This window comes from Paenibacillus sp. ov031 (assembly GCF_900143165.1).
In the GTDB taxonomy this organism is placed as follows: Bacteria; Bacillota; Bacilli; order Paenibacillales; family Paenibacillaceae; genus Paenibacillus; species Paenibacillus marchantiae.
In genome coordinates, this window is sequence record NZ_FRDO01000001.1 from 105,423 (window position 1) to 129,149 (window position 23,727).

The following is a 23,727-nucleotide window of genomic DNA, read 5'->3' on the forward strand; positions in this document are numbered from 1 at the left end:
TAGAATAACGTTAGGAACCGAGGAGGACAGGTGCATGGAACTGAAAGTAGAGCTGATTCCTGATCTTCGAACATCAGGTGGCGAAGTACAGGATATTATGGTGGGCGGTCAATATATGGGTTCGCTGCTGCTTGTGTTCAGGGAAGGAGATCGGGTATCCGGCAGCCTTCAGATTGAGCAGAATTCGCTACCTGACGAGACAGAACAATATATTGTGGAGCAGGTGCACGAATATATTCGTTCTCTCGCGGATGCGGTAAGTGCTGCTGAGTATGAAGTGCTTGTAAGCTGCGGTACATTGTATTCTGTGTTACAGAAGCCAGAGTCTCAAACGGATATGTTCAATCAGTCGTCACGGTCTGAAGATAGCTACAGTCACGATGGACAGAATGATCGGGCTGGTGTAAATGAAGTACACGTAATTCCTGGCTCACAAGCCGAATCATTTACATATGAAGACCCGGAACATTTGCTTGAAATGGAGCTGGTAAGCGCCGGACGCAGCATATCTACCTATGTATTTAATGACGCCAATGGACAGGAACTGGCTGAAGCCTCTCTGAAACAATATGGCGCTGATGTGCAGGGTGAGATCCATTGGTATGATGAACCGGCAGAGAATTATCAGGATGCGGCTGCCGAGCTGCTGGTACGAGAGCTGGATGAAGAAATCATCGATACAATTACGATCCGCATGTGGCATCAAGGGCAGGAGATGGAATCGGCGGAATGGGTGCACCGGGATTTTGCGGATGAGGATGAGATAGAGTCTGAAGAAGATCTCGAAGAGATTGAAGCAGCTGAAGAAGCCTGTTATGTAATGTTGGTGCGCAAAGATCGGGAGTTTCGGGTATATGAACTGTTTCTACAAGAACGCGGAGGGTTACCTGTAGGTACAGCAACGATTGATACCTCAGAAGCGGATTTGTCAGGCTATATTGATTATCAGGTACCCGGCACAAGTGTTCAGCGAAAGAGTCTGGTTGAAGTTCTGATGCGAGAGCTGGACAAAGAGCTTGAGTTTGATACATTACATCTCACGATGTTATACCGAAATCAAATTATTGATGAAGCGAAGATTGAAGGGTAAGAGGCACAGCCTCTTGCCTTTTTTGTTTTCTTTTTGACGAACAAGCCATTTCCCGGTATAGTACCGTTAGTTTAAGAGAGACCTGGAAGTGGAGGAGAATCATGAAGCACTCATTCAGTATCACAACAGACTACATTAATGATGAATTTAAGGCATTGCAGGCTCAGCCGGAAGACACGGAGGATGTGATGTCCCTGCTCATGGAAACAGCCGAGTGGTTGCGGAGCCAGGGCTCTTCTCAATGGAATGCGTTGTTAAAAGGTGAGGATTCTCATAATACGGCGGAGGCCATTCAGCGTGGCGACGTATTTGTATTTAAAAAGGGTTCTGACGTAGCTGGCATGGTTATTTTGATGAGCCAGCCAAGTGCATGGGATGTGCATTTATGGGGAAGCAAAGCGCATGCCGGGGATGGTGCACTTTATCTGCACCGATTAGCCATCCGCAGAAAGTACGCCCAGAGTGGATTGGGAAGGGCGATTTTGCAATGGTCCAGCAGCGGGATACAGTTTGAGGACAAACATATTGTCCGATTGGATTGCGGAGCCGAGAACGCGACATTGAACGCATTCTATGGGCGTAACGACTATACCTTTGTGGGAGAGACAGACGGCTTCAGTACGTACGAGAAGGCGGTCACACACTTGTCTGTATAAACGCTGTATTCAAACATAAGAAGTACATTCAAAAAGCCGGGGGCTACCATTGCTCACTGGCTTTCATTTGTATGTCGGCAAAAGAGGCTTAACTTTCAAAATCATACATCCGCTTCTTAGCCGAGCATCTTCTGAATATGTTGTATATACGACTCCGAAGTGAGGGCGTACGCTCAAACAAGATGAATAAGATAACGTATAGTAGAATAAAGGCAGACAGAGAGCGATGATTTCCATTGGAATTGCCCCCAGTACCTAACAGTACTCGTAATATCGTCAGCGTCAGATGCAACATGGTACAATTGATATTGAAATGAATTCTATTATTCGGCTGTAAATGAGCGAGTGATAAGAAATCTCATTTTGTACCTTTACTGAACATATGTTCTGATATATCATGATTGAAGATGTAATGAAAAGATTTATGCTAGAAAGGGGGAAACTAACGGTGAGATTGCTGCAGGCGCTTTTCTTTCCTCCGGAGCAGCCCGGAGGTGTATCCTCTATGATTCCGTATATGCAAGAGAGGTTTACAACCCCGAGGTGGGAGATGGATCTGTTCTCGTTGCCTAAGCGAATTCGCAACAAGGGCAGGGAAGATATCCAGTTTGAGACGTTCGATTGGACCCAATATCAGGATAGTCCTATCGTGCAAAAATATATGCAAACCTACCGGGATTATTTGTGGTGGACCAAGCTGCGTATTCAGAAGCCTTACGATCTGATTCATGCCCATCATCCTATTGCGGGGCTTGCAATGAAGAAGGTTTTCCCGGATGTTCCTCTCATTCAAACGATCCACTCCAGTTATGAGCGAGAGCTGATACTGAATGGAAGAATTGAGCCGAACGGACCGGAGCATCAATTCCTGCTGGCCATCTATGGTGAGCTGGAGCACCAGACGGAGCGGTTGTTAACGGTATCGGATTCTTTCCGTCGTTATCTGGCGCCTTATGTACAGCATCCCGATGTTATCGGTGTGATTCCGAATGGTTTTGATGAGAAAAGGTTTAAGCCAATTCCCCATGAGAACGCGATACCACAGCTGGTCACCGTATGCCGTCTGGTTCCGGCGAAAGGGCTGGATATTCTGTTCAAAGCCTGCGCCGAACTGAAAGCCCGGGGACATGATTATGTGCTTCATATTATTGGGGACGGACCGATCCGTCCAGACTTGGAAGAATTGGCCCAGCGGCTGGGCATTTATAATGAGACTATTTTTTATGGTTACACGCTGCACCCTGAGGAATTCATGCCATTTTTTGATATCTTTGTACTTCCTTCGCGGGCGGAGGCGTTCGGGTCTGTTTTCGCGGAAGCAGCGCTTAGCTGTCTTGCCCTTGTAGGTACAGATGTTGGCGGCATACCCGAACAGATCGAGAACGGCAGTAACGGCTTGCTGGTGCCTTCAGAAGATCCGTCTGCACTGGCAGAAGCGCTGGAGAAGGTGATGGTTGACCCGGCGTACCGTTATGAGCTCGCTCGTTCGGCATGCGAGAAGGCCAAAACCCATTACTCTTTGGGCAGATCGGTCAATGAACTGAAAAAAATGTATTTGCAATTCTCGAGCCAGTTTTAACTTCTGGAAAGGGAAAAGAAGGAAGCCGCTGTGTGAACAGCGGCTTTTTTTATGTTTAGGGAAATGATACTTCGCAACAAAAATACGTTGTTATAGGTGTTTGTTACGACCTCGAAAGCTTCCCCATCGATCCATTACTAATTTTGCACCCCAGACCAGTGCCAAACTGCCGAAAATGGGGTAAAGGATAGAGAGCAGGGAGCTGAACCCAAACTGGCTAAGCGAATAACATAGCAGCATGATGGCCAGTATGATTAGTTTGGGATGTACGTGGACATGCTGTCTGAGTTGGAGGGTCATTCCATAAATATCGGCTACAAATGTACTGAAGATTTCCATAAAAATCAGGGATACATAGATAGACTGGACTACCCATCCAAGTTGAAAGGCAATGCTGCCCATTGGAATTTCAAATTGCGTGATGCCAGGCATCTGGGCTGACATGGCGAAGTGGGCTGCCATAAGCATGAATCCTACACCAATCCCGCCCAGAACGCCGCCCCATTTCAGTACCTTTCGGCTGCGAATCTGATTCCCCACCGGAACAAGAACAGCTTGGGCAAGTGCCAGGTTGAATGAAGTATACAACAGAGGAGATAACCAGACCTGGATTGGATTGCTGTCCGTGGTTAATGTAATAAATCGGTTTGCGCCGGGATGATGTATGGTGCTGGTGATCATAAGCAGAGAGAGCAGGAGCATCATTGGCACTACGATACTGTTCATTTGCAGAATAGCCTGAATGCCCCGTCCAAGCAGCAGATATGTACCGATAAGGGTAACAATCAGTCCGGTCTGGTAATGAAGCCCCAGATGCTCTACAAAGACCGACCCTGCTCCGGCCAGCATGACACTGTTTACTCCGATGAGAATAAGAAGGGTAACCCAGGTAATCCAGTTTCCTGCTTTATGACCGAATAGATGCTTGTTGAGATCTTCGTATGAGCGCGAGCCGGTATCATGGGCAATCAGCATCATTTTTGTACCTAACCAGACAAAGAGCATGGTCGATAAGCCAATGGTAATGGTGGCCCATTTGCCATACTGGGTAAAAAACTGCAATATCTCCTGTCCTGTTGCAAAGCCGGCTCCTACTACCGTTCCAATGTATGTAAATGCGATCTGCAGCACCCGAAATGCCTGTTTCATGCGTTTCCCCTCTCAGGCCCCTGAATAGTTTGGACATGCGGGTGCCATGGTACAAGGTATGCTTGACCCATCAAAGTCATGACAATTGAAGTGTGACATAGGGTCATTTCTATGCTCTGGACAAGAGCAAAGGCAATTTCGCTTGAACTGATAGCCGGATCTATGATACTTTTACGTCATAGGATAGGCTTGGGAGGTCAAATTATGGAAGTATTGAAACAACGAATTTTACAAGAAGGTGTAGTCATGTCAGATCAGGTGCTGAAGCTGGATGGTCTGCTGAATCACCAGATTGATCCTGCATTGACGATGGAAATGGGACGTGAATTTGCCGCTCGTTTTCGTGAAAGTGGTGTAACTCGGGTCATTACAGTGGAGTCTTCCGGGATTCCGGTCGCCTTTGCTGCCGCACATGAACTGGGTGTTCCTCTGGTATTTGCCCGTCGCAAAAAAACACTTTTGGCTGACCCCGACGCCTACTGTGAAAGAGTACCTTCTTTTACCAAAGGGATCGTAACAGATATTATGGTGTCCCGCGAATATATTCATGAGAATGACCGTATTTTGTTTATTGACGATATCATTGCGAATGGCGATGCCGCTCGTGGTGTCATCAAAATTATCGAACGTTCGGGAGCGGAACTGGTTGGATTCGGTGTCGTGGTCGAAAAATGTTTTCAGGCCGGAGCGCGCACTATTCGTGAGCAGGGCATCCCGGTTGAAGCGTTGGTGCGCATTCGTTCACTGAACGATGGCACCGTGCAATTTGACGATAACGAATTGTGACTTTTTAAAGGAAAAAGTGCCTATTTTTATAACAATGCCTTTGCATGACCGCTGATTTCATTTATAATGGGGTTATGTTAGGGAGAGGAGGCAACACCATGGGTAACCAACCGGCAACAGAACAATTTTTTATTGATAAGCTGGCGGAATCGAAAGTACATTTTGAGCGTGCCCTGGATTGTAAACATACGGAATTCGATGACCTTTATCCCTATATGATTGAACATCCTCAATTTTTCTGGTACAAACGCTACGTTGCCTGGTCAGAATTGCTGACGATTGTAGGCTTGTGCGAAGAGTTGTCCTTCTCTTGGAAAGAACAATTTACACCGCATCAAGTGGAGTACCTTGAAGAACGTGTGATGTCCGCCAAAGTGCTTGATTTTTGGTTTGAGAAGAACGACAGCAAAGAGCACGCGCAGCGGTAACTTTCAGTCGGGACATACTTTCGAATGACATGACAGTCCAATACAGTCACGTGAGACCTAAATGACTTTTCATTTAGGTCTCTTTTTGTAAATAATTTTTTTGGGAAAGTAGGCGCCATAAATATGATCAGTGATGCACAATTGGATGCACTGCGTTTATCGGGTGAAAAAGTAAGGGTAGTACGGGACGAGATTCAGTCCAATGATGTGACAGGTATTGTAGTGGCTTGGGACGGGGAGCAGGTACTCATTCGCCGTCAGAATCGTCGTGTGGTCAAGCTTGATCGGAATTACCGATATCAATTGTTCAGCGAACCACGCGAGAGCCTGCTCGAAGAATAGGACATGCCTATTTAGGTTCATTTACCATGGATGTTTTGGCATAATTACACCTCTCCGGAGAGAAGATAGGTACAGTGAGAGCTTGTAACATATCAGCCGAGAGGATGTGCGGTAACCATGACACTGATGAATGATAAGGTTCATGCCTATAAAGATCAGATTGGTGAATTAAGCGATGTGCTGCCAGCTGTGGTGAAGTCTTATCATGAGTTCACTGGAGAATGCTTTCAGGCAGGGGCGATTGATGCCAAGACCAAACAGCTGATTGCGCTGGGTATTGGACTGTTTGCGAACAATGAGGTATGTACGTTTTACCATGTGGAAGAGGCACGTGCCAAAGGAGCGACCGATCAGGAGATTATGGAGACGGTTGCTGTGGCTGGAGCGGTAGGTGGAGGCCATGCGCTGTCTCAGGGTGCAATGAGAGTACAGAAGGCTTTACATTAAGTATAGAAGTCTACAGCACACCGGATTTGTAAACAAAAGCCCCAAACAAAGAGGAGGTCCCGGATTCACCCGGAGCCTCCTCTTTGCACTATATCAAATCAAACTTATATTTTGCCCAGCATTTTGTTATACATAAATTGTCCTGTTACCCGGCGTGCTGTTACGTAACGATCATTGAAGTAAGGATTGGATAATTGTGTGATGCTGACACCCTTGCTGCTTGAAGCATGAGCGAACTGTCCGCCCCCGATATATACACCTGTATGTGAAATGCCATTGCCCATCGTATTAAAGAATACCATGTCACCAGTACGCAGATTAGCTTTGGATACCGGAGTTCCGGCCTTAGCTTGTTGCTGGGAAGTGCGTGGTAATTCAATGCTATATTTGTTGAAAATATATCTCATAAATCCAGAGCAATCAAATCCGGCCATTGTTGTGCCGCCCCATTTGTAAGGTATGCCTGTCATGTTGTTAACGACGGTGTTGATACTGCTTGCCTCTGTGCTTGCTGCACCGGATGTAAATAGAACTGCTGCTCCAAAAATGGAGATGATAAGCTTTTTCAAAATTTTTGTTCTCCCTTCGATGCCTACGGAGTTAGCTAAGGGTTCGGTAGAAGGTTCCCTATATTTCCTATGTATAAGAATAATTCACCCAAAATGGTTCCCCCGTTTTCAAACATGAAACTCGGCAAATGAATAATTAAGTTTTTGTAACCTTTTGAAACTATATTGCATAAATGCGAAAATGTCAAACCGATTTTGAACACTTCTTATCATCTCAATGTTAACGGAATTATCGCTATTTATGTAGAAATAACTCGAATATTGGGTTTTAATAGATGACAAAAAAGTAACTACTGTTTCAAATGGAGAAAAATTGGATGATTTATTGGCTTTCTCACATTTCGATTAGACGATACCTATAGGTTAAGATAAAGAATTTGTTACATATTGTTGCAATTATTGACAAAATTTATTGTTTTGCATAGAATTCTTTTTGTATAATCCACTTATTGGATGAAAAGAAATAGTTTGAGTTTAAAAACAAATATAAGGAGGGGAGACGCTCAAGGAAAACAGTTTGCAGAAAATGAATTGGGGAGTGTTCTAAACGATGTTGAAGGCACAAGCAAGGTTTGCATCTTTGGTAATGGCATGTACAATGATTTTCTCTGTTGTCGGAATGGTATTTCAGCCTGCTGCTAAGGTATCTGCTGCAGACGCATCTGGAACGACAGCAAGTATCTCAGATATTTTGAAGAATCAACGTCCTGACGGGGGATGGAAGAAGGATTACAAAAAACAAGTGGTGAGTGGGCCAAATCTACAATTGATAATAAAGCTACATACTCAGAAATTAGAAGATTAGCCAAGGAATTTAAAAAGACAAATGATCCGCGATATTCGGCTGCTGCCATCAAAGGAATCAACTTTTTGTTAAATATGCAGTACTCCAATGGAGGATGGCCACAAGTATACCAGAGCTCAGGCTATCACAAACACATTACCTTCAACGACGATGCCATGATTAATGTCATGTACATGCTGGATGAAGTAGGTGCACGTAAAGGTGATTTCTCATTCATCGACAGCTCTCTTGCGGATCGCAGTAAAAAATCAGTTGCCAAAGGTGTAGATGCTATTCTCAATACACAGGTTGTAGCAAATGGTAAACTGACTGCATGGGGACAGCAGCATGATTCCAGCTCCCTAAAACCTGCAGGAGCAAGGATTTATGAAGTGCCTTCTCTAAGTGCTGGAGAGAGCAGTACGATTGTAAAGTTTTTGAAAACAAGACCGTCGAACTCGAAAATTAAGGCTTCCATTCAAGCGGCAGAAGCCTGGTTCAACAACGTGAAAATTACAGGATACAAGTATGTCAGAGAAAACGGAGATAGCAAACTCGTAGCTGATTCAGGTGCATCGCCAATTTGGGCACGTTTTTACGAAATTGGAACGGATAAACCGATCTTCGTAGGACGTGATGGGGTTGTGAAATACAAACTCAGCGATATCGATAAGGAAAGAAGAGGCGGGTATGCCTGGTATGGCAACTGGCCTTCAAAGATATAATTTATAAAAAGCTTTATCATTGAGGCGAAATTATATTTTTTTTGTTGACACTAATTACCTGCACATGATATATTATCTCTTGTCGCCGCGATATAATTTCTCGGAGATAAGACATACGCGGTCGTGGCGGAATTGGCAGACGCGCACGGTTCAGGTCCGTGTGGGCTAACCCCCGTGGAGGTTCGAGTCCTCTCGACCGCATCATATGTAACACGAAAAAGGTTCCGAGAATGGCATTGCTGCCACTCTCGGGACCTTTTTTATTTGTTTACAGATTTTGATCTTTGCTTTTCCTGATTCTTTTCAACCCATTCCCTCGGCTTGAGCAAAGATGAAGCTTCCATTTGTTTATTTATCCATTAATGGAAATATGTTTGTTCTGCGACGGTTTGCCCCTATATTTCAGGTTAATTGTACGTAAAATACCGAATTGTACCTATCTTGGGAATGCCTCATCCACTATTCTCTTCTCGTGTGGAAGCGCTATCAACAGGAATTTGAATGACCAAATTCAGAGGGGGTAGGGATAATTTGAAACGAATCGGAAAAAGGATGGCAATGTGTTTCATGGTATTTATGATTGCGGCGGTGCAGTTCGGGATTATGGGAACGACAGGTAATGTGGCACAAGCAGCAGATAAGAGTCTGGCCCAAAAGCCGTATATGGGTTGGAGCAGTTACAGCATGCAGGTATATGACGGGCCGGGTAACTGGACATCGGCCGAGAGTATAAAGAAGCAATCGGACGCCATGCGTGAGAAGCTTCAAGCCCATGGATATGAATACATTAATATTGATGCTGGCTGGAACGGTGACGAAGATGAATACGGCCGTCCTATTCCGAGTACTGTTCTTTATCCAAATGGATTTCAGGAGGTCATTGATTACGTCCATAATAACGGACAGAAGATCGGAATCTATCTGATTCCGGGATTATCAATCACCGCCTATGATAAAAATCTTGAGGTTTATGGGTCGGGCGGGGCATGTCGTATGCAAGATATTGCAGTAAAACCGCTCGTTGTTATGGATGCTTGGGATTCGTACACGTACAAAATTGATTTTTCGAACCCTTGCTCACAGAAGTACATTGACTCCATCGCGGATCTTCTTGGCGAGTGGGGTATCAACTTTGTCAAATTCGACAGTGTGACGCCAGGATCGGGAATCAATAATCTGAGCCGGGATGCACGTGGTGATGTGGAGGCATGGTCCAAAGCCCTGGACAGAAATAACATCTGGTTTGAGCTTTCCTGGGCGCTTGATCACAATTACGTGGACTTCTGGAAAAAGTATGCAAACGGCTGGAGGATCGACTGGGACGTTGAAGCTTACGACAGCAGTAAGGGATTGACCGAATGGTCGAGTATTTCCCGCTTGTTCCCCATCGCTGCCCTCTGGTGGCGGGATGCAGGTCCCGGAGGCTGGAACGACTTCGATTCACTGAATGTCGGGAATGGCTCGATGGATGGTCTGACCAAGGTTGAGCGGCAAACGGCCACGACCTTCTGGTCTATCTCTTCAGCACCGCTTTATACAGGTGATGATTTAACAAGGCTGGACAGCTATGGATTGGAATTGCTTACGAATGACGAAGTCATTGCCGTCAATCAGGCTGGACGTCCAGGCCATCCGGTTTCCATGGAGACCAAGCAGCAGGTTTGGTATGCCAATAACGGAGATGGTACTTACAGTGTAGCCTTGTTCAATTTGGGCGACCAGAGTGCGGAGGTAAAAGTCAAATGGAGCGATCTTGGCCTCAACGGTCCGGCTTCTGTCCGTGATCTCTGGAGCCATTCCGAGCTGGGGAATTTTAATCATGAATTCAGTGGCGGCGTGCTAGAACCCCATGCTTCCCGGATGCTTAAAGTAACCGCACTGAACGGCACATCAGCCGTCAATGACGATGATACAGGCATGCTCTATAGCGGGGATTGGCAGCGCAACGGGGGCAAGGAGCAGACAGATGGGAGACAGGATCTGAGCATAGCGATTACGGATTCCTCTGGCACTGGTCCAGCGAATAGCAGTCAAGGGGGTGCCTTGGACGCTGAAGCTGACAATGCTGTAAATTCAATCTCTGTGGAAGATGCCACTGTTACCAATGAGGTCTACATTAATGATGATGACAGCAGTATTAAATACACGGGCTCATGGAACTCCAATACCGGCAGAAGTTACGGTGATTACAATGGCGATGTGCATTTTACTGAAAAAGACGGCGATTATTTTGAGTATAGTTTCACGGGCACAGGCATTGAACTGCTGACGGAGAAGGATAAAGACCAAGGAGACATGATTGTCACCCTCGATAATGGAGCATCTGAAACTGTAAACGCCTATACCAGTGGAGAAAGGGAAGTCCAGCAGGTTTTGTACAGCAAACTTGATTTGGACAACGGCCCACATACCTTGAAGGTGGTCAAGGGCTCGGGCCAGTATATGTTGCTGGATGCGCTTAGAGTAACCATGGAAATTCCTCCTGGAGGGCAGAACAGCACCATTAGTCCGACCTCTGCAAACTTTGACAAGGAGACGGAACAACAGAAGGATGTCACCGTGAGGCTGTCCTTGAACGGCAATATGCTGACCGGCGTTGAAAATGATGGGGTGCTGCTCAGTGATGACGACTACACGGTGGTCAATGACAAGCTGACTATCAGGAAGCAGTACCTCACGCAGCTGCCTAAAGGGACAACGAGTCTAAACGTAATCTTTAGCGCGGGTGATCCCCAGTCTTTGGCAATAAGGATCAGCGATACTACGGGCATTCGATTTATAATGATCAATAACGACGATCCGGCAATCAAGTACAACGGCTCCTGGTCACGAAGCACTGGCAGAGGTTTGGGTGACTATAAGGACGATGTGCAGTATACCGAAAAAAACGATGATTCTTTTGAATACACCTTCAAGGGAACGGGGATCCAGTTATTTACGGAGGTTGACCAGTCACAGGGAGACATGGATATCTATGTTGACGACCAATTCAAGGAAACAGTCAGCGCCCATCGTAACGGTCGGCTGGCACAGCAGAACCTGTACAGCATATCGGGGCTGCCGGATGGGCAGCACACGCTCAAGGCAGTGAAGAAATCGGGGGAGTATATGCTGCTCGATATGCTCAAAGTTGAGCTTCCGAATCTAATTAATCCGGTAACCGCGGATTTCGACAAGTCAGCTTCCGCTCAGACAGACATTGATGTGACGCTGCTGCAACAGGTGGAAAGCTTCAGTGGTATTACTAACGGATCACTTGATCTGGTTCCGGGGTCCGATTATACAGTTGCAGGGAACCGAGTTACACTGAAAAAATCGTATCTTGCTGCGCAGTCAGTGGGGACGCTGAACCTCAGCTTTGCCTTCGGCGGTGATTATCTCAATGATGTGCATTCCACGGTGGTGGACGGGGATTCTTTCGAATACACCTTCAAGGGCACTGGAATAAGTATGATTACACCGACTGGACCAGAACAGGGCGAAGTGGACATTTATGTAGACGGACAGCTGGTGCAGACCGTGAACGCCTACAGTCCAAGCCGGCAGATTCAGCAGGAGATTTACAGCATTTCAGGACTGGCAAAAGGCCAGCATACACTCAAAGCTGTGAAGAAATCCGGTGAGCTCATGCTGGCCGATCAACTGAAATTTACTGTCCCTACTGGAAACGGTGAACCAACGAATCCGTCGAATCCAGGTGGTCCATCCAATCCAAGTGGACCATCGACTCCAGTCGTCCAGCCTTCAGACACTTCTGTGCCTGCGCCGGCTCCTGAATCCGGAACTACAGACAAGACAACAGAAACGGAGGGTGGTCAGGATATTCCGTATAAAAAGTATATTCAAGGTTATCCGGGCGGGTTGTTCAAGCCGGATAACAAACTCACCCGTGCAGAAATGGCAACCATACTCGCAATGGTATCTGAGAAAGAAGGCACAGGATCTGCTATTGCATTCAGTGACGTTAAATCTGAATATTGGGGAGCCGACGCCATTGCTAAGGTAAGCAAGATAGGGCTGATGAGTGGTTATAAGGATGGAACGTTTAAGCCAAATCAGTCATTGACTCGTGCGGAGATGGCCACTCTCGTAGCCCTTCTCGGTCCGGATTCCGAGAATTCAGGCGATGGATTTTCTGATATCAGCAGCCACTGGGCCAAGGAAGCCATTTTGAAAGCGCAAAGCGCAGGCATTCTGAGAGGCTATAAAGATGGAACTTTTCGACCGAATGCTTTACTGACAAGAGCGGAAGCCGTTGTAGCAATCAACAGAGCTTTGGGCAGAGCACCGCTCACGAACGTTTCGCAGCCACAGTGGAAGGATGTTCCTTCCACACACTGGGCCTTTGGCGATGTTGAAGCAGCATCCGCCGATCAGGTTGTAAAAGCCCGATCAGAGGTGGAAGAACCAAAGAAGAAATGATGTAAACTAGGATTGGGGGGCCATCTCGGCCCCTTTTTTCTGAATGATAAGGAGTTATCATCTCAAACCAAAGAACTTCGGAAATGTTAAAAAAAGCAATGATAATCGTCTTTTTATCGTTGCCTTTTATTCATTCCCGAATGAAACACGATTGAAGAATGAGATAAAACAATTGACTAACCCGGAAAATATTATTATCTTTGATAACGCTACCAATACCTCAAGGAGGGGGAGGAGGGTTACCCATTAAATATTCCAATGTTTTTCGTAAATTTTTAATTTCCTACGTGATCATTTTGGTTATACCCAGCATTGGCGGTTATATGTCTTATCTAACTTCCATCTCCGTAACACAGTCCATTTCCATTGAGAATAGTGTTACCCAACTCCAGAAAAGCCAGGAAATATTGGAGGGCCGCATGGCGGAAGTGGAGGGCTTCACCCGACAGCTTGCAGTTAATCAGGAACTGAACGTTCTTATGAATGAAAGGGACAACGAAACCAACGTATATGGAATATGGAGAACGATGGAGAATGTGTTGACCTTTGGACAGACCAATGATTTTCTGCAAAATTATTATATTTATCTTGCGAATTACAATCTAATTTTGACCCCGGGCTCTTCTTACAGACCGAATCACTATTACACTGATTTTCGTTATAACGATCTTTCGTTGGAAGAATGGATGAAGGACGTGTTGGGGAAGACCCACCGGAGTGAGATTAAACCGCTTAGTTCCTATGTCAGTAGGGGGAAGCAGACTTCGGTAATCACATATATGCAGTCATTGCCTCTGGACAGCTTCAATGATTCTTCACCGGCTGTCGCCGTTGTAATCATTGACGAGAAAATGATTCTTAGTCTGTTGTCCAGCCTGAATGACCGATACGGTGGCTGGGTTCATATCAGTGATGCGGAGGGCAATACCATTGCACTGCAAGGGAGCTCCGAGCCCGAGATGGTGAAAATGGCCTCTGACTCTCATTTTGATCCAAGCAGAGTCAGCCAGTTCTATGGGGATGATCTTGTGATTACTACAAGATCTGATAAGAACGGATGGGTATACCAGGCGGGTATTCCCCGTCATGTCCTGATGGAGAATGCAAACAGGATCAAGGGGATGACGATGCTGATTACGGGCGGCACACTGCTCATCGGACTGATTGTTGGACTTGTGCTGGCTTATCGCAACAGCGTTCCAATCAATCGACTGTTAAGTGTAATGAAAGAGCAGTTTGGGAAGGATGAATCGGCTCCCAAAAATGAATTTGACTTTTTGAGTGGAAATATCGCTGCTATGCTCACCAAGAACAAGCTGCTTGAATCCGAATTAAATCGCCAGCTCCCACTGGTCAGGGATGCCTTCCTGAAGCGGCTGATCTCCGGCGAATTCAAATCGCGGGATGAGATTCTTTCCGCTGCCGAACAGGCAGATATTAATTTGTATCAAGGCACGGGATATGCTGGAATTGTCCAGATTAAGGGTTATGCCAGTATGGACAGCGTCGAGATCCTGAATGAACTGAATGCCTCCCGATTACTGTTGAAGCAGGCTTTGGCTGAACTGGACGTGGATGTCCTGATGACCGATATGGGTTCGGATAAAGTGGTCATCCTGTTCTTTTCCAAGGAAACCGACTCCGAATTGGATCGTGAAAAGGAAGATATCACGCATATCATGGAGAATCTGGCACAGTATGTGTTCAATGAATACAGGATCACCATCCAGTCAGGATTCGGAAATCTCTTCACATCGTTGACAGAGGTCAGCCTTTCCTTTGATCAGGCCAATCAGGCGCTGGAGTATGCAGTCTACATGAACAAAAAAGGTATGATGTGGAACAACGAAGCCCAAACCGAAAATACAACGTATTATTACCCGCTGGATTCGGAGCAGCGACTGATTGGCACCATTCGTGCAGGAGAACTTGAAGAGGCCAAACGGATTGTCGATGCAATCATTGTGCAGAACATGGAGCAGCGGGAACTGTCCATGGAAATGAAGCATCAACTTGTTGGAGAAATGAAGGGGACTTTTCTCAAGTTGCTGGATCAAAAGGCGTTTACGGAATATGCCTCCATCGAGAATGTGAAACGGCGGGTCATTGATATTGGTTCCTCGGAGCCGCTCGAAACGATCAAAGCTGAGTTTTATGAGATCATGGAAGAGCTCTGCTCCGTTATTGCAAACAAGAAGAAGGATGCTCATATTCAAATCATCAAACAGATTAAGGAATATACTGCGAAAATGTATTCAGATACAGAGCTGACTCTGTATCGGGTGGCAGAGCATGTGGAGCGGCCTGAGAAATACATTTCTCAATTGTTCAAAGAGTTTACGGGGGTTAATTTCTCCGATCACCTGATCAAAGTCCGAATGGATCAGGCTGTGATTTTGTTGAAAGAGAGCAATTATACTGTTGACGAGATTGCGTCACGGGTAGGTTACAATAGTTCTCACTCCTTTAGGAGGGCCTTCAAACGATTGAATGGCGTTTCGCCCAGTGTGTATAGACAATCGGTTGACGATTAAATGAAAGGAAGACCCATAGACTGTGTTGTCCGTGTTCCGGACAATGCGGTCTTTTTTTGCGAATACGCCTCCGTAATGGAAAAATGGCTGTCGTACTGCGGATGTGTGCCCCCAAAAACAGGATAACTGTACGTGTAACGGCGCAGGTGTACCTGTTTATAGGACATCAAAATCGACTATGATCAGAATCAAGAAAGCGCTATCATAATTTACGCATCGCAGACAGCTAGTAAGGGGGGATTGTTCTGGAGAAGGAAATCGTATTAAATCACAAGACATCAACACAGCCGAAGGCACCTGGTTTTCTGACCAATGCCCGCAAAAGAATGATGAAGCACTGGCAGTTACACCTACTGGTGATTCCGCCCTTGCTATTTTTTCTCATCTTCAAGTATTATCCGATGATCAATGCGGTTCTTGCCTTTAAGGACTATAACGTCATCAAGGGGATATGGGGAAGTGATTGGGTTGGTTTTCAAAACTTTCGTCTGTTCTTTGAGAACCCATTATTTTGGACCCTGGTGAAGAACACCATTTTACTTAGCGGTTATTTAGTGTTGGCCGGATTTCCAATTCCGATTGTGCTCGCACTCATGATTAATGAGGTACGCGGAGCCAAGTTCAAGAAATTCGTCCAACTCGTATCTTTTGCACCCTATTTCATCTCAACAGTCGTGATGGTGTCCATGATTATGCTGTTCCTGGCACCACGGCTTGGATTTGTGAACATCGCCATGAACTTCTTTGGGCTGGATTCCGTGAATTTTCTGGGTGAGCCGGGCATGTTCCGTTCGATCTATGTCTGGTCCGACATTTGGCAGACTGCGGGCTACAGTGCGGTTATTTATTTGGCAGCACTTGCCGGAATCGATCCCACATTGTACGAAGCGGCTAAAGTCGATGGGGCCTCGCGTTTTCAAAAAATCCGTCACGTGGATCTGCCCGGGCTGGTGCCAACCATTGTCATTATTTTGATCCTGAATGTCGGAAATGTCATGGCGATTGGCTTTGAGAAAGTCTACCTGTTACAGAATCCGCTCAATCTGGCTAATTCTGAAATCATTGCAACTTATGTCTACCGAGTCGGCCTGTTGAATGCCAACTATAGCTTCGCAACTGCGGTGGGGCTGTTCAACTCACTGATCAATCTGGTCTTACTGGTTACGGTGAATGGTTTGGCGAAGAGAGTTACTAAGAATAGCATTTGGTAGGAAAGGAGTTCACCTATGGCTGCAAACGTTCAAACCAAGATTAAAGAGTCCGCTGTGGACAAAACGTTTCTGATTACAATTTACATTTTGCTCAGTATCGTGGCGCTGGTGGTCATTTACCCATTGATATTTATCGTCAGCAGCTCAATCAGCAGCCCGGCAGCAGTAACTTCCGGTCGAGTATGGCTGTGGCCCGTAGATATCTCCTTCAACGGTTACAAGGCATTATTTAATACACCTGAGATTCTCATCGGCTACGGTAACTCCATTTTCTATACGGTCGCAGGTACCCTGATCAGTGTAGCGTTGACCATCATGATTGCTTATCCGTTGTCACGCAAAACCTTTTTCGGCAGGAACACCTTGATGATGATCATTACCTTTACCATGATTTTCAGTGGTGGGCTGATTCCAACTTATATGGTTGTGAAGCAGCTTCATCTGATTGATACTCGCTGGGCGTTACTGATCCCAAATGCAATCTGGGTATGGCAGGTTATTATTGCTCGCTCGTTCTTTCAATCTTCTATTCCGGGGGAGCTTCTGGAAGCCAGTGAAATTGACGGCTGTAGTGATATGCGGTTCATCTGGAGTGTTGTACTCCCGTTATCGAAGCCGATCATCGCCGTGCTGGTTCTCATGTATGCTGTGGGGCAGTGGAATGCGTACTTTGATGCCCTGATCTACCTCAAATCGGCAGACCTGTTCCCGCTGCAACTCATCTTGCGAAGTATCATCATTCAAAATAATGGTTCGGGTGCCATGGACGTCGCGAAAATGGTGGAAAGACAGCAGCTTACCGAACTGTTAAAATATTCGTTAATTGTGGTCGCCACTTTGCCTGTACTTGTCATCTATCCATTTGTACAGCGTCATTTTGTACAGGGGATGCTGGTCGGTTCTGTTAAAGGTTGATCCTTAGATTCGGTGTATGGAGAAAGAAGATATAGACAGTTCATACGCAAGGTACCATCGTCTCAACTGGTAAACTACAAAAAGGGAGTGATCAGATTTGAAGAAAAGTATGGTAACGTTATTGATGCTGGTAGTGGCATTCACAGTTGTCATGAGCGGATGTTCCAATGGTAGCTCATCTACAGCACAACCGGGGAGCTCGGAAGAGGGCGGCAAGGTGAATATCAGCGTGTTCGCGGTTCAGGACTCTAGCATTGATATTCCGACCAATAAATTCACTGCATTTGTGGAAGACAAATTCAATATCAAATTCAATTGGGAGATCAACCCATCGGATGGAGCCAAGGAAAAGCGGCAAATCTCGCTGGCAAGCGGCGACTATCCTGATGCCTATCTGCTAACCCACTATATAGACCAATTCTCTCAGGCAGATCTGCTGAAGTATGGCAAGCAGGGGGTGCTCGTTCCTTTGAACGATCTCATTGATCAATACGCTCCCAACATCAAAGCAGCTATGGAGAAGAACCCTAATTTGAAAACGCTTAATACAGCACCTGATGGCAATATCTATGGACTTGTTGCATATACGGAATGTTTCCACTGCTCCTACCCGAGTAAGATGTGGATTAATACCGAGTGGCTGAAAAAGCTGAATCTGGAAATGCCAAAGACGACCGAAGAATTCAAAAACGTGCTGCAAGCTTTCAAGACGCAGGACCCGAACGGAAACGGCAAAGCAGATGAGGTACCTCTGAGTGGTTCCATAGAGGAGTTCGGCGTACGAATTATTCCGTTCCTGATGAATGCATTTGTCTATGATGATGACCGAAACTACCTGCAAATGGAAAATGGAAAAGTTCAATCTGCGGCAATTACACCTGAATGGAAAGAAGGATTGACTTACATTAAGTCCCTCTTTGATGCAGGTCTGATTGACCCTGGCGCATTCACACAAAACGCAGAAGCGTTCAAGAAAATCGGTGAAAATGCTGACGCTGAAATTTTGGGTGCTGGTGCAGCTATGCATCCCGCAATTTTCGTGAACATTGACGAAGGCAATACTCGCTCGGCGCACTATAACCCGCTGGCGCCGATTTCTGGACCACAGGGTGTGTCCTATGCGACGCATGATGCGGGCGGTGTATCTCCAGGAGCGAAATTTGTAATCACAAACAAGGCAAGTGAAGAAGCGCAAATTGCCCTGATCAAAATGGTTGACTACATGTTCACACCAGAAGGTCAAACGAACGGTGCAAGCGGTATGAAGGGGATTGACTGGACTGACCCGGTGGAAGGTGATGTGGCACTGGGTAAAGACGTTAAACCTGTAGTGAAACAAATCCCTATGGCTGAGGGTGAGGCACCACGTAATGCGGGCTGGAGTGGTATGGCTCACTTCTATATGCCAAAAGAATATCGTGATACCTTCGTTCAAGGCACAGATATTTATGCATCCAATGGTTATGAGCGCAGATTATATGACGCATCGCTGTTGTACGAAGGGCATGAGCCGAAAGAGCTGTTCCCGATCTGGTCCGTCTGGATTGATCCAAACGAAATTGACGAAGCCAGTTTGCTGCAAACCAACATCAGAAACTACATTGAGCAAAATGAATTGCAATTCATCACAGGCAACAAGGACTTGAATAAGGACTGGGATGCTTATGTGAAAGGTTTACAGAACCTGAAGCTCGATCGTTATCTAGAAATTTTGCAAAAAGCATATGATACAAGCAAGTAATTAAGAGGGATATCGGAATCAGGTGCCTATGATGTACCGGCACCTGATTTTCCTTGTATTTAGGCAGAAGCGAAGTATGATGATGGAGTATATGTGATGATAGAGAAGAAGCAATGGATGTGTTACATACCAAGAAGGGTGGGATCATCATTTCTGTGACAGAACAAGAAGATATCACGAATTTCACGACGATAAGTTTGACGGATTATGGCGCTGTGCCTGACTCTGAGTTGGACACCCAGCCAGCCATGGCTCGTGCCATTCAGGCGGCGGCCGAAATTTCTGGTCCGGTGGTGCTGGACTGTGCGAGAGGCAGATATCATTTCTACCCGGAGGAGGCGATTCGGGCGCCTTATTATATCTCCAATACGACGAGTGAAGAAGAGAATCCAGACGTAACCAAGACCATTGCCATTTTGCTGAAAGGGATGAACGATGTAACCCTGGAGGGCAACGGCTCCCTGTTTATTTTCCACGGCAAACAGACCCTGTTTTTGCTGGACAAATGCACCAATGTAGAGATTCGCAACCTGCGTACAGACTATTACCAGCCGACGGTGACGGAGATGACGATTATCGCAAGCGGAAAGCATTATTTCGATGCGCGGGTTCACCCCGATTCCCGTTATCAGATTCGGGACAACAAGCTAACCTGGCTCGGTGAAGGCTGGAGTTTTGCGGAAGGTCCCATGCAAACCTATGATCCATTGCGGAATACAACCTGGCGAATCGACAATTGGCTGGAATTGGCCCAATCTGTGGAAGAGCTTGAGCCCATGACCATCCGTTTGCATTTTGATTTTCAACCTGATGTGGTCCCTGGTCATGTGCTACAAAACCGCGATGGCATTCGTGATCAAGTTGGAGCTTTTATGACCGAATGCTCGGATATAACGTGGAGAGACGTGAGTCTGCATTTTCTGCACGGACTCGGGGTCGTCGGACAGTTCAGCACAAATCTGACCTTCTCAAGGATGAACCTGGCGCCCCGTACCGAAACGGAACGTACGGTTGCCGGCTTTGCGGATTTTCTGCACATCTCCAGCTGCAGAGGCAAGGTTGCCGTAAGGGACAGCTATTTTTCCGGTTCGCATGATGATCCTGTCAATGTCCACGGTACCTATTTACGAATTGTAGATCAGCCAGCAGTGGATTGCGTGAAGGTTCAATTTATGCATCCCCAGACGTATGGGTTTCCAGCATTTTATCCTGGTGATGAAATCGAATTTGTCCGTTCCGGTTCGTTGACGACCTACGCCTCCAATAATGTGGTTGCGGTTGAGCGTTTAAGTGCTCGTGAGCTTTTACTGACTCTTGCTCATCCGGTACCGGACGGTATTGGCAGCCATGATGTCATTGAGAATGTAACCTGGACACCAGAAGTGGAAATTACAAATAATCATTTTGCCCGAGTACCAACACGAGGCATCCTCGTAACGACTCGTCGGAAAGTGCTGATTACCGGGAATACGTTTGAACGCATGTCCATGAATGCCATTTTGATTGCGGTGGATGCCGAGTCCTGGTATGAGTCCGGAAGGGTAGAGGATGTGACGATCTCCGATAACCATTTTATTGAATGTGGCGGCAGTGAGCATCCCGTGATATTCATATCCCCGGAGAATGTGGTGGTTGATGAGAGCGCTCCGGTCCACCGACAGGTCGTTATCCTGAATAACCGTTTCGAAACTTGTAGTGATGTCCCGATTCTAAGCGCCAAATCCACTCGTGGGTTGGTTTTCAAGTCGAATAAAATATGTTCCTCCAGCGAGACAGGAAAGTTATCCGGCGTTGAAGAAGCAGTCTATGCAATAGCCTGCAGCGAGGTTGACATTGCGGATAATACGTTCACTAATGTTCCTGAAGGAATTGACTAGCAATTGAGAAATCATGAGGGAGAGTGCACATGAAACTTCAATATGACAAACCTGCACATGTATGGACGGAAGGGCTTCCCATTGGTAATGGCCGTCTGGGCGGTATGATCTTTGGTGGAGTGGAGCAGGAGAAAATCAGCTTAAATGAGGATACTTTATGGTCCGGTTATCCGAAGAACGGCAACAATCCTGGCGCAAAGGACGCTCTGCCAAAGGTCCGCAAGCTGTTACAGGAGGAACGTTATACAGAAGCGGACACGCTGACCAGAGAAATGATGGGACCTTACACTCAATCGTACCTGCCTTTCGGGGATTTACTCCTACGTTTTGAGCACGGGAACATCTATCATTCCTATAAGCGGACGCTGGATGTAGAACATGCAGTGCACAGCCTTGAATATCAGATTGGCCATGTTATATATACCCGTGAAATGTTTGCGTCGCATCCTGATCAGGTACTTGTACTGCGGCTGGCTGCGAGTGTGGAAGGTGCGTTGAATGTACATGCGTCACTGGATAGCCCGCTTCGGCATGTGACTAGTGTTAGGGAAGGCCGCTTTGTTATGGAAGGAACGGCCCCTGAACATGTCGATCCCAGCTATGTTGCAAGCGACGATCCGATCCGATACGGTGACCCCGGAAATAACAAGGGCATGGTCTTTGAAGGACAGCTAGCGGTAAAGACAGAGGATGGACAGGTAACGGTAGATGGCAGTGGAATTCATGTATTGGGTGCGACAACGGCAACCTTTTATTTCAGTGCGGCTACAAGTTTTAATGGTATGGATGCCATTCCGGGAGTCGATGGAAAAGATGCTTCCTTCACTGCAAGTTCATTTCTGAATGAGGCGGTAGCCAAGCCGTATGACAGCCTGCTTGACTCCCATATTGCGGATTACCGTTTACTGTTCGATCGTGTGAAGCTTCAGCTGGGGAATTCACCTGCTCCGGAGCAGATGTCCACTGAACAGCGGATTACGACCTATGGGGCGGAGGATCCGGGGCTTGTGGAGCTTCTCTTTCATTATGGGCGCTACTTGCTGATCGCAAGCTCCCGTCCGGGAACGCAGGCTGCGAATCTTCAGGGCATATGGAATGCAGTAACTCGTCCTCCATGGAGCAGCAATTACACGCTGAATATTAATACTGAAATGAACTATTGGCCGGCTGAAATATGCAATTTGGCTGAATGCCATGAGCCATTGCTGGACTTGATCAGCAATTTGGCGAAGAAGGGCGTTGAGACCGCACAGGTCAACTATGGTACCCGAGGCTGGACCACGCATCATAACACGGATATTTGGGGACAGACGGCACCGGTGGGCAATTATGGTGACGGTGATCCAAGCTGGGCTTTCTGGCCGATGGGAGGTATTTGGCTGACCCAGCATTTATGGGAGCATTATGCCTTCAGCGGAGATGAGACGTATTTGCGGAATTCCGCGTATCCAGTGATGAAGGAAGCTGCGCTGTTCGCACTGGACTGGCTCATTGACGATGGTAGCGGTCACCTTGTGACTTCGCCTTCAACTTCGCCGGAGCATAAATTCCGGACAGCGGAAGGTGTAGCAGCGGTCAGTCCGGGTTCAACCATGGATATCTCATTAATCTGGGAGTTGTTCACCAACTGTATTGAAGCCTCGGAAATACTTGGAACGGACCTGGATTTCAGAAAAGAACTGGTGAGCATTCGCGAACGCCTTCTGCCGCTGCAAGTCGGGAAATATGGCCAATTGCAGGAGTGGGCGAAGGACTATGAGGATGAGGACATTTACCACCGGCATACCTCGCATCTGGTAGGCGTGTATCCGGGTCGACAGCTTTCGGACGAAGAGACACCAGAGTTGTTTGTCGCCGCCAGAACCTCCCTTGAGCGGCGGGGAGACGAAAGCACGGGTTGGAGCCTGGGATGGCGTGTTGCACTTTGGAGCCGTTTCAGGGAAGGAAATCGTTCCCTGCATCTGCTCTCCAACATGCTGCGTCTGGTCAGAGATGGAGCGTCGGAACAATACAACCATGGCGGTGTATATCCGAATCTTCTGGGCGCACATCCTCCGTTTCAGATCGACGGCAACTTCGCGGCCTCTGCCGGGATAGCCGAGATGCTGCTGCAATCTCACCGTCCTTATATGGAACTGCTACCTGCACTGCCGGATGCTTGGCAACAGGGCAACGTTTCCGGCCTGCGTGCCCGAGGTGGATTTGAGGTCAGTATCCGGTGGGACAACGGACAACTCGTAGAAGCGCACATCACTTCACACCTGGGTCGGGAGTGTGTGCTTAGAGGTGAAGGCCCAATTGTGGTAACGCTTGACGGCAGCGTGGTTGAGACGGAGAACACCGATTTAAATATCATAAGTTTCCCTACATCTGCAGGACGTACCTACAAGATTAAGTTGAGTTAAATCGCGTTATGGATCGGAAGATCGTTGCATAGAAAATGCTCTATTCGGTCTTTATAATGAGGGCAGA

18 protein-coding genes, 1 tRNA gene and 1 riboswitch are annotated in these 23,727 nt (G+C 46.8%); of the genes, 17 read left to right on the top strand and 2 right to left on the bottom strand.

Annotated elements, in window-relative coordinates; all coding sequences use genetic code 11:
• Positions 1 to 34: 34 nt before the first annotated feature.
• From BUA17_RS00525 to BUA17_RS00535, 3 genes are all read left to right on the top strand, one after another.
• Positions 35 to 1,090 (top strand): hypothetical protein, encoded by a 1,056-nt coding sequence (locus BUA17_RS00525; RefSeq protein ID WP_063564782.1) that lies wholly within the window; start codon positions 35 to 37, stop codon positions 1,088 to 1,090.
• 101 nt (positions 1,091 to 1,191) lie between these two features.
• The gene (locus BUA17_RS00530) at positions 1,192 to 1,746 is read left to right on the top strand and encodes a GNAT family N-acetyltransferase (RefSeq protein WP_072732310.1); all 555 of its coding nucleotides are present in this window, start codon (positions 1,192 to 1,194) and stop codon (positions 1,744 to 1,746) included.
• Between the two features lie 448 nt (positions 1,747 to 2,194).
• Positions 2,195 to 3,325, top strand: a complete 1,131-nt coding sequence (locus BUA17_RS00535) for a glycosyltransferase family 4 protein (RefSeq protein WP_072732311.1) — start codon at positions 2,195 to 2,197, stop codon at positions 3,323 to 3,325.
• Positions 3,326 to 3,415: 90 nt separating this feature from the next.
• Here the strand turns inward: BUA17_RS00535 and BUA17_RS00540 are convergent, their stop codons facing one another.
• Positions 3,416 to 4,474, bottom strand: a complete 1,059-nt coding sequence (locus tag BUA17_RS00540) for a YkvI family membrane protein (protein WP_063564779.1) — start codon at positions 4,472 to 4,474, stop codon at positions 3,416 to 3,418.
• Positions 4,475 to 4,678: 204 nt separating this feature from the next.
• Here BUA17_RS00540 and BUA17_RS00545 point away from each other — a divergent pair, with 204 nt between their 5' ends.
• The 4 genes from BUA17_RS00545 (at position 4,679) to BUA17_RS00560 (ending at position 6,477) form a co-directional block, all read left to right on the top strand.
• Positions 4,679 to 5,260, top strand: a complete 582-nt coding sequence (locus tag BUA17_RS00545) for a xanthine phosphoribosyltransferase (RefSeq protein WP_063564778.1) — start codon at positions 4,679 to 4,681, stop codon at positions 5,258 to 5,260.
• Positions 5,261 to 5,358: 98 nt separating this feature from the next.
• Entirely contained in the window at positions 5,359 to 5,688 is a 330-nt protein-coding gene (locus tag BUA17_RS00550) for a hypothetical protein (RefSeq protein WP_024629266.1), read from the top strand.
• 123 nt (positions 5,689 to 5,811) lie between these two features.
• The gene (locus BUA17_RS00555; protein WP_063564777.1) at positions 5,812 to 6,030 is read left to right on the top strand and encodes a hypothetical protein; all 219 of its coding nucleotides are present in this window, start codon (positions 5,812 to 5,814) and stop codon (positions 6,028 to 6,030) included.
• Between the two features lie 117 nt (positions 6,031 to 6,147).
• On the top strand, positions 6,148 to 6,477 hold the full coding sequence (locus BUA17_RS00560) for a carboxymuconolactone decarboxylase family protein (RefSeq protein WP_062322073.1): 330 nt from the start codon (positions 6,148 to 6,150) through the stop codon (positions 6,475 to 6,477).
• 104 nt (positions 6,478 to 6,581) lie between these two features.
• On the opposite strand, the gene BUA17_RS00565 is transcribed toward BUA17_RS00560, so the two are convergent.
• Positions 6,582 to 7,046, bottom strand: coding sequence for a C40 family peptidase (locus tag BUA17_RS00565; RefSeq protein ID WP_064639184.1), 465 nt, complete (start codon positions 7,044 to 7,046; stop codon positions 6,582 to 6,584).
• A gap of 5 nt (positions 7,047 to 7,051) precedes the next feature.
• Positions 7,052 to 7,183: riboswitch (cyclic di-AMP (ydaO/yuaA leader) on the bottom strand.
• 413 nt (positions 7,184 to 7,596) lie between these two features.
• On the opposite strand from BUA17_RS00565, the gene BUA17_RS31495 reads away from it, so the two are divergent.
• The 10 genes from BUA17_RS31495 (at position 7,597) to BUA17_RS00610 (ending at position 23,660) form a co-directional block, all read left to right on the top strand.
• On the top strand, positions 7,597 to 7,851 hold the full coding sequence (locus BUA17_RS31495) for a hypothetical protein (protein ID WP_244552120.1): 255 nt from the start codon (positions 7,597 to 7,599) through the stop codon (positions 7,849 to 7,851).
• The gene (gene pelA / locus BUA17_RS00570; protein ID WP_244552046.1) at positions 7,764 to 8,555 is read left to right on the top strand and encodes a pectate lyase; all 792 of its coding nucleotides are present in this window, start codon (positions 7,764 to 7,766) and stop codon (positions 8,553 to 8,555) included. Before BUA17_RS31495 ends, pelA begins: the two co-directional genes overlap by 88 nt.
• 117 nt (positions 8,556 to 8,672) lie before the next feature.
• Positions 8,673 to 8,756 (top strand) — tRNA-Leu (locus BUA17_RS00575).
• A gap of 366 nt (positions 8,757 to 9,122) precedes the next feature.
• Positions 9,123 to 12,977 carry a X2-like carbohydrate binding domain-containing protein gene (locus BUA17_RS00580; RefSeq protein ID WP_244552047.1) on the top strand — a complete coding sequence of 1,285 codons (3,855 nt, stop codon included), beginning with the start codon at positions 9,123 to 9,125 and terminating at the stop codon, positions 12,975 to 12,977.
• Positions 12,978 to 13,396: 419 nt separating this feature from the next.
• A complete protein-coding gene (locus BUA17_RS00585; protein WP_240321374.1) occupies positions 13,397 to 15,511 on the top strand; it encodes a helix-turn-helix domain-containing protein in 2,115 nt (704 codons plus the stop codon).
• A gap of 356 nt (positions 15,512 to 15,867) precedes the next feature.
• Positions 15,868 to 16,722 carry an ABC transporter permease gene (locus BUA17_RS00590; RefSeq protein WP_024629272.1) on the top strand — a complete coding sequence of 285 codons (855 nt, stop codon included), beginning with the start codon at positions 15,868 to 15,870 and terminating at the stop codon, positions 16,720 to 16,722.
• A 15-nt stretch (positions 16,723 to 16,737) separates the two neighbouring features.
• Positions 16,738 to 17,637, top strand: coding sequence for a carbohydrate ABC transporter permease (locus BUA17_RS00595; RefSeq protein ID WP_063564773.1), 900 nt, complete (start codon positions 16,738 to 16,740; stop codon positions 17,635 to 17,637).
• A 97-nt stretch (positions 17,638 to 17,734) separates the two neighbouring features.
• A complete protein-coding gene (locus BUA17_RS00600; protein ID WP_063564772.1) occupies positions 17,735 to 19,378 on the top strand; it encodes an extracellular solute-binding protein in 1,644 nt (547 codons plus the stop codon).
• 113 nt (positions 19,379 to 19,491) lie between these two features.
• Positions 19,492 to 21,255 (top strand): right-handed parallel beta-helix repeat-containing protein, encoded by a 1,764-nt coding sequence (locus BUA17_RS00605; RefSeq protein ID WP_083584532.1) that lies wholly within the window; start codon positions 19,492 to 19,494, stop codon positions 21,253 to 21,255.
• Between the two features lie 29 nt (positions 21,256 to 21,284).
• Positions 21,285 to 23,660, top strand: coding sequence for a glycoside hydrolase family 95 protein (locus BUA17_RS00610; protein WP_072732313.1), 2,376 nt, complete (start codon positions 21,285 to 21,287; stop codon positions 23,658 to 23,660).
• Positions 23,661 to 23,727 lie beyond the last annotated feature (67 nt).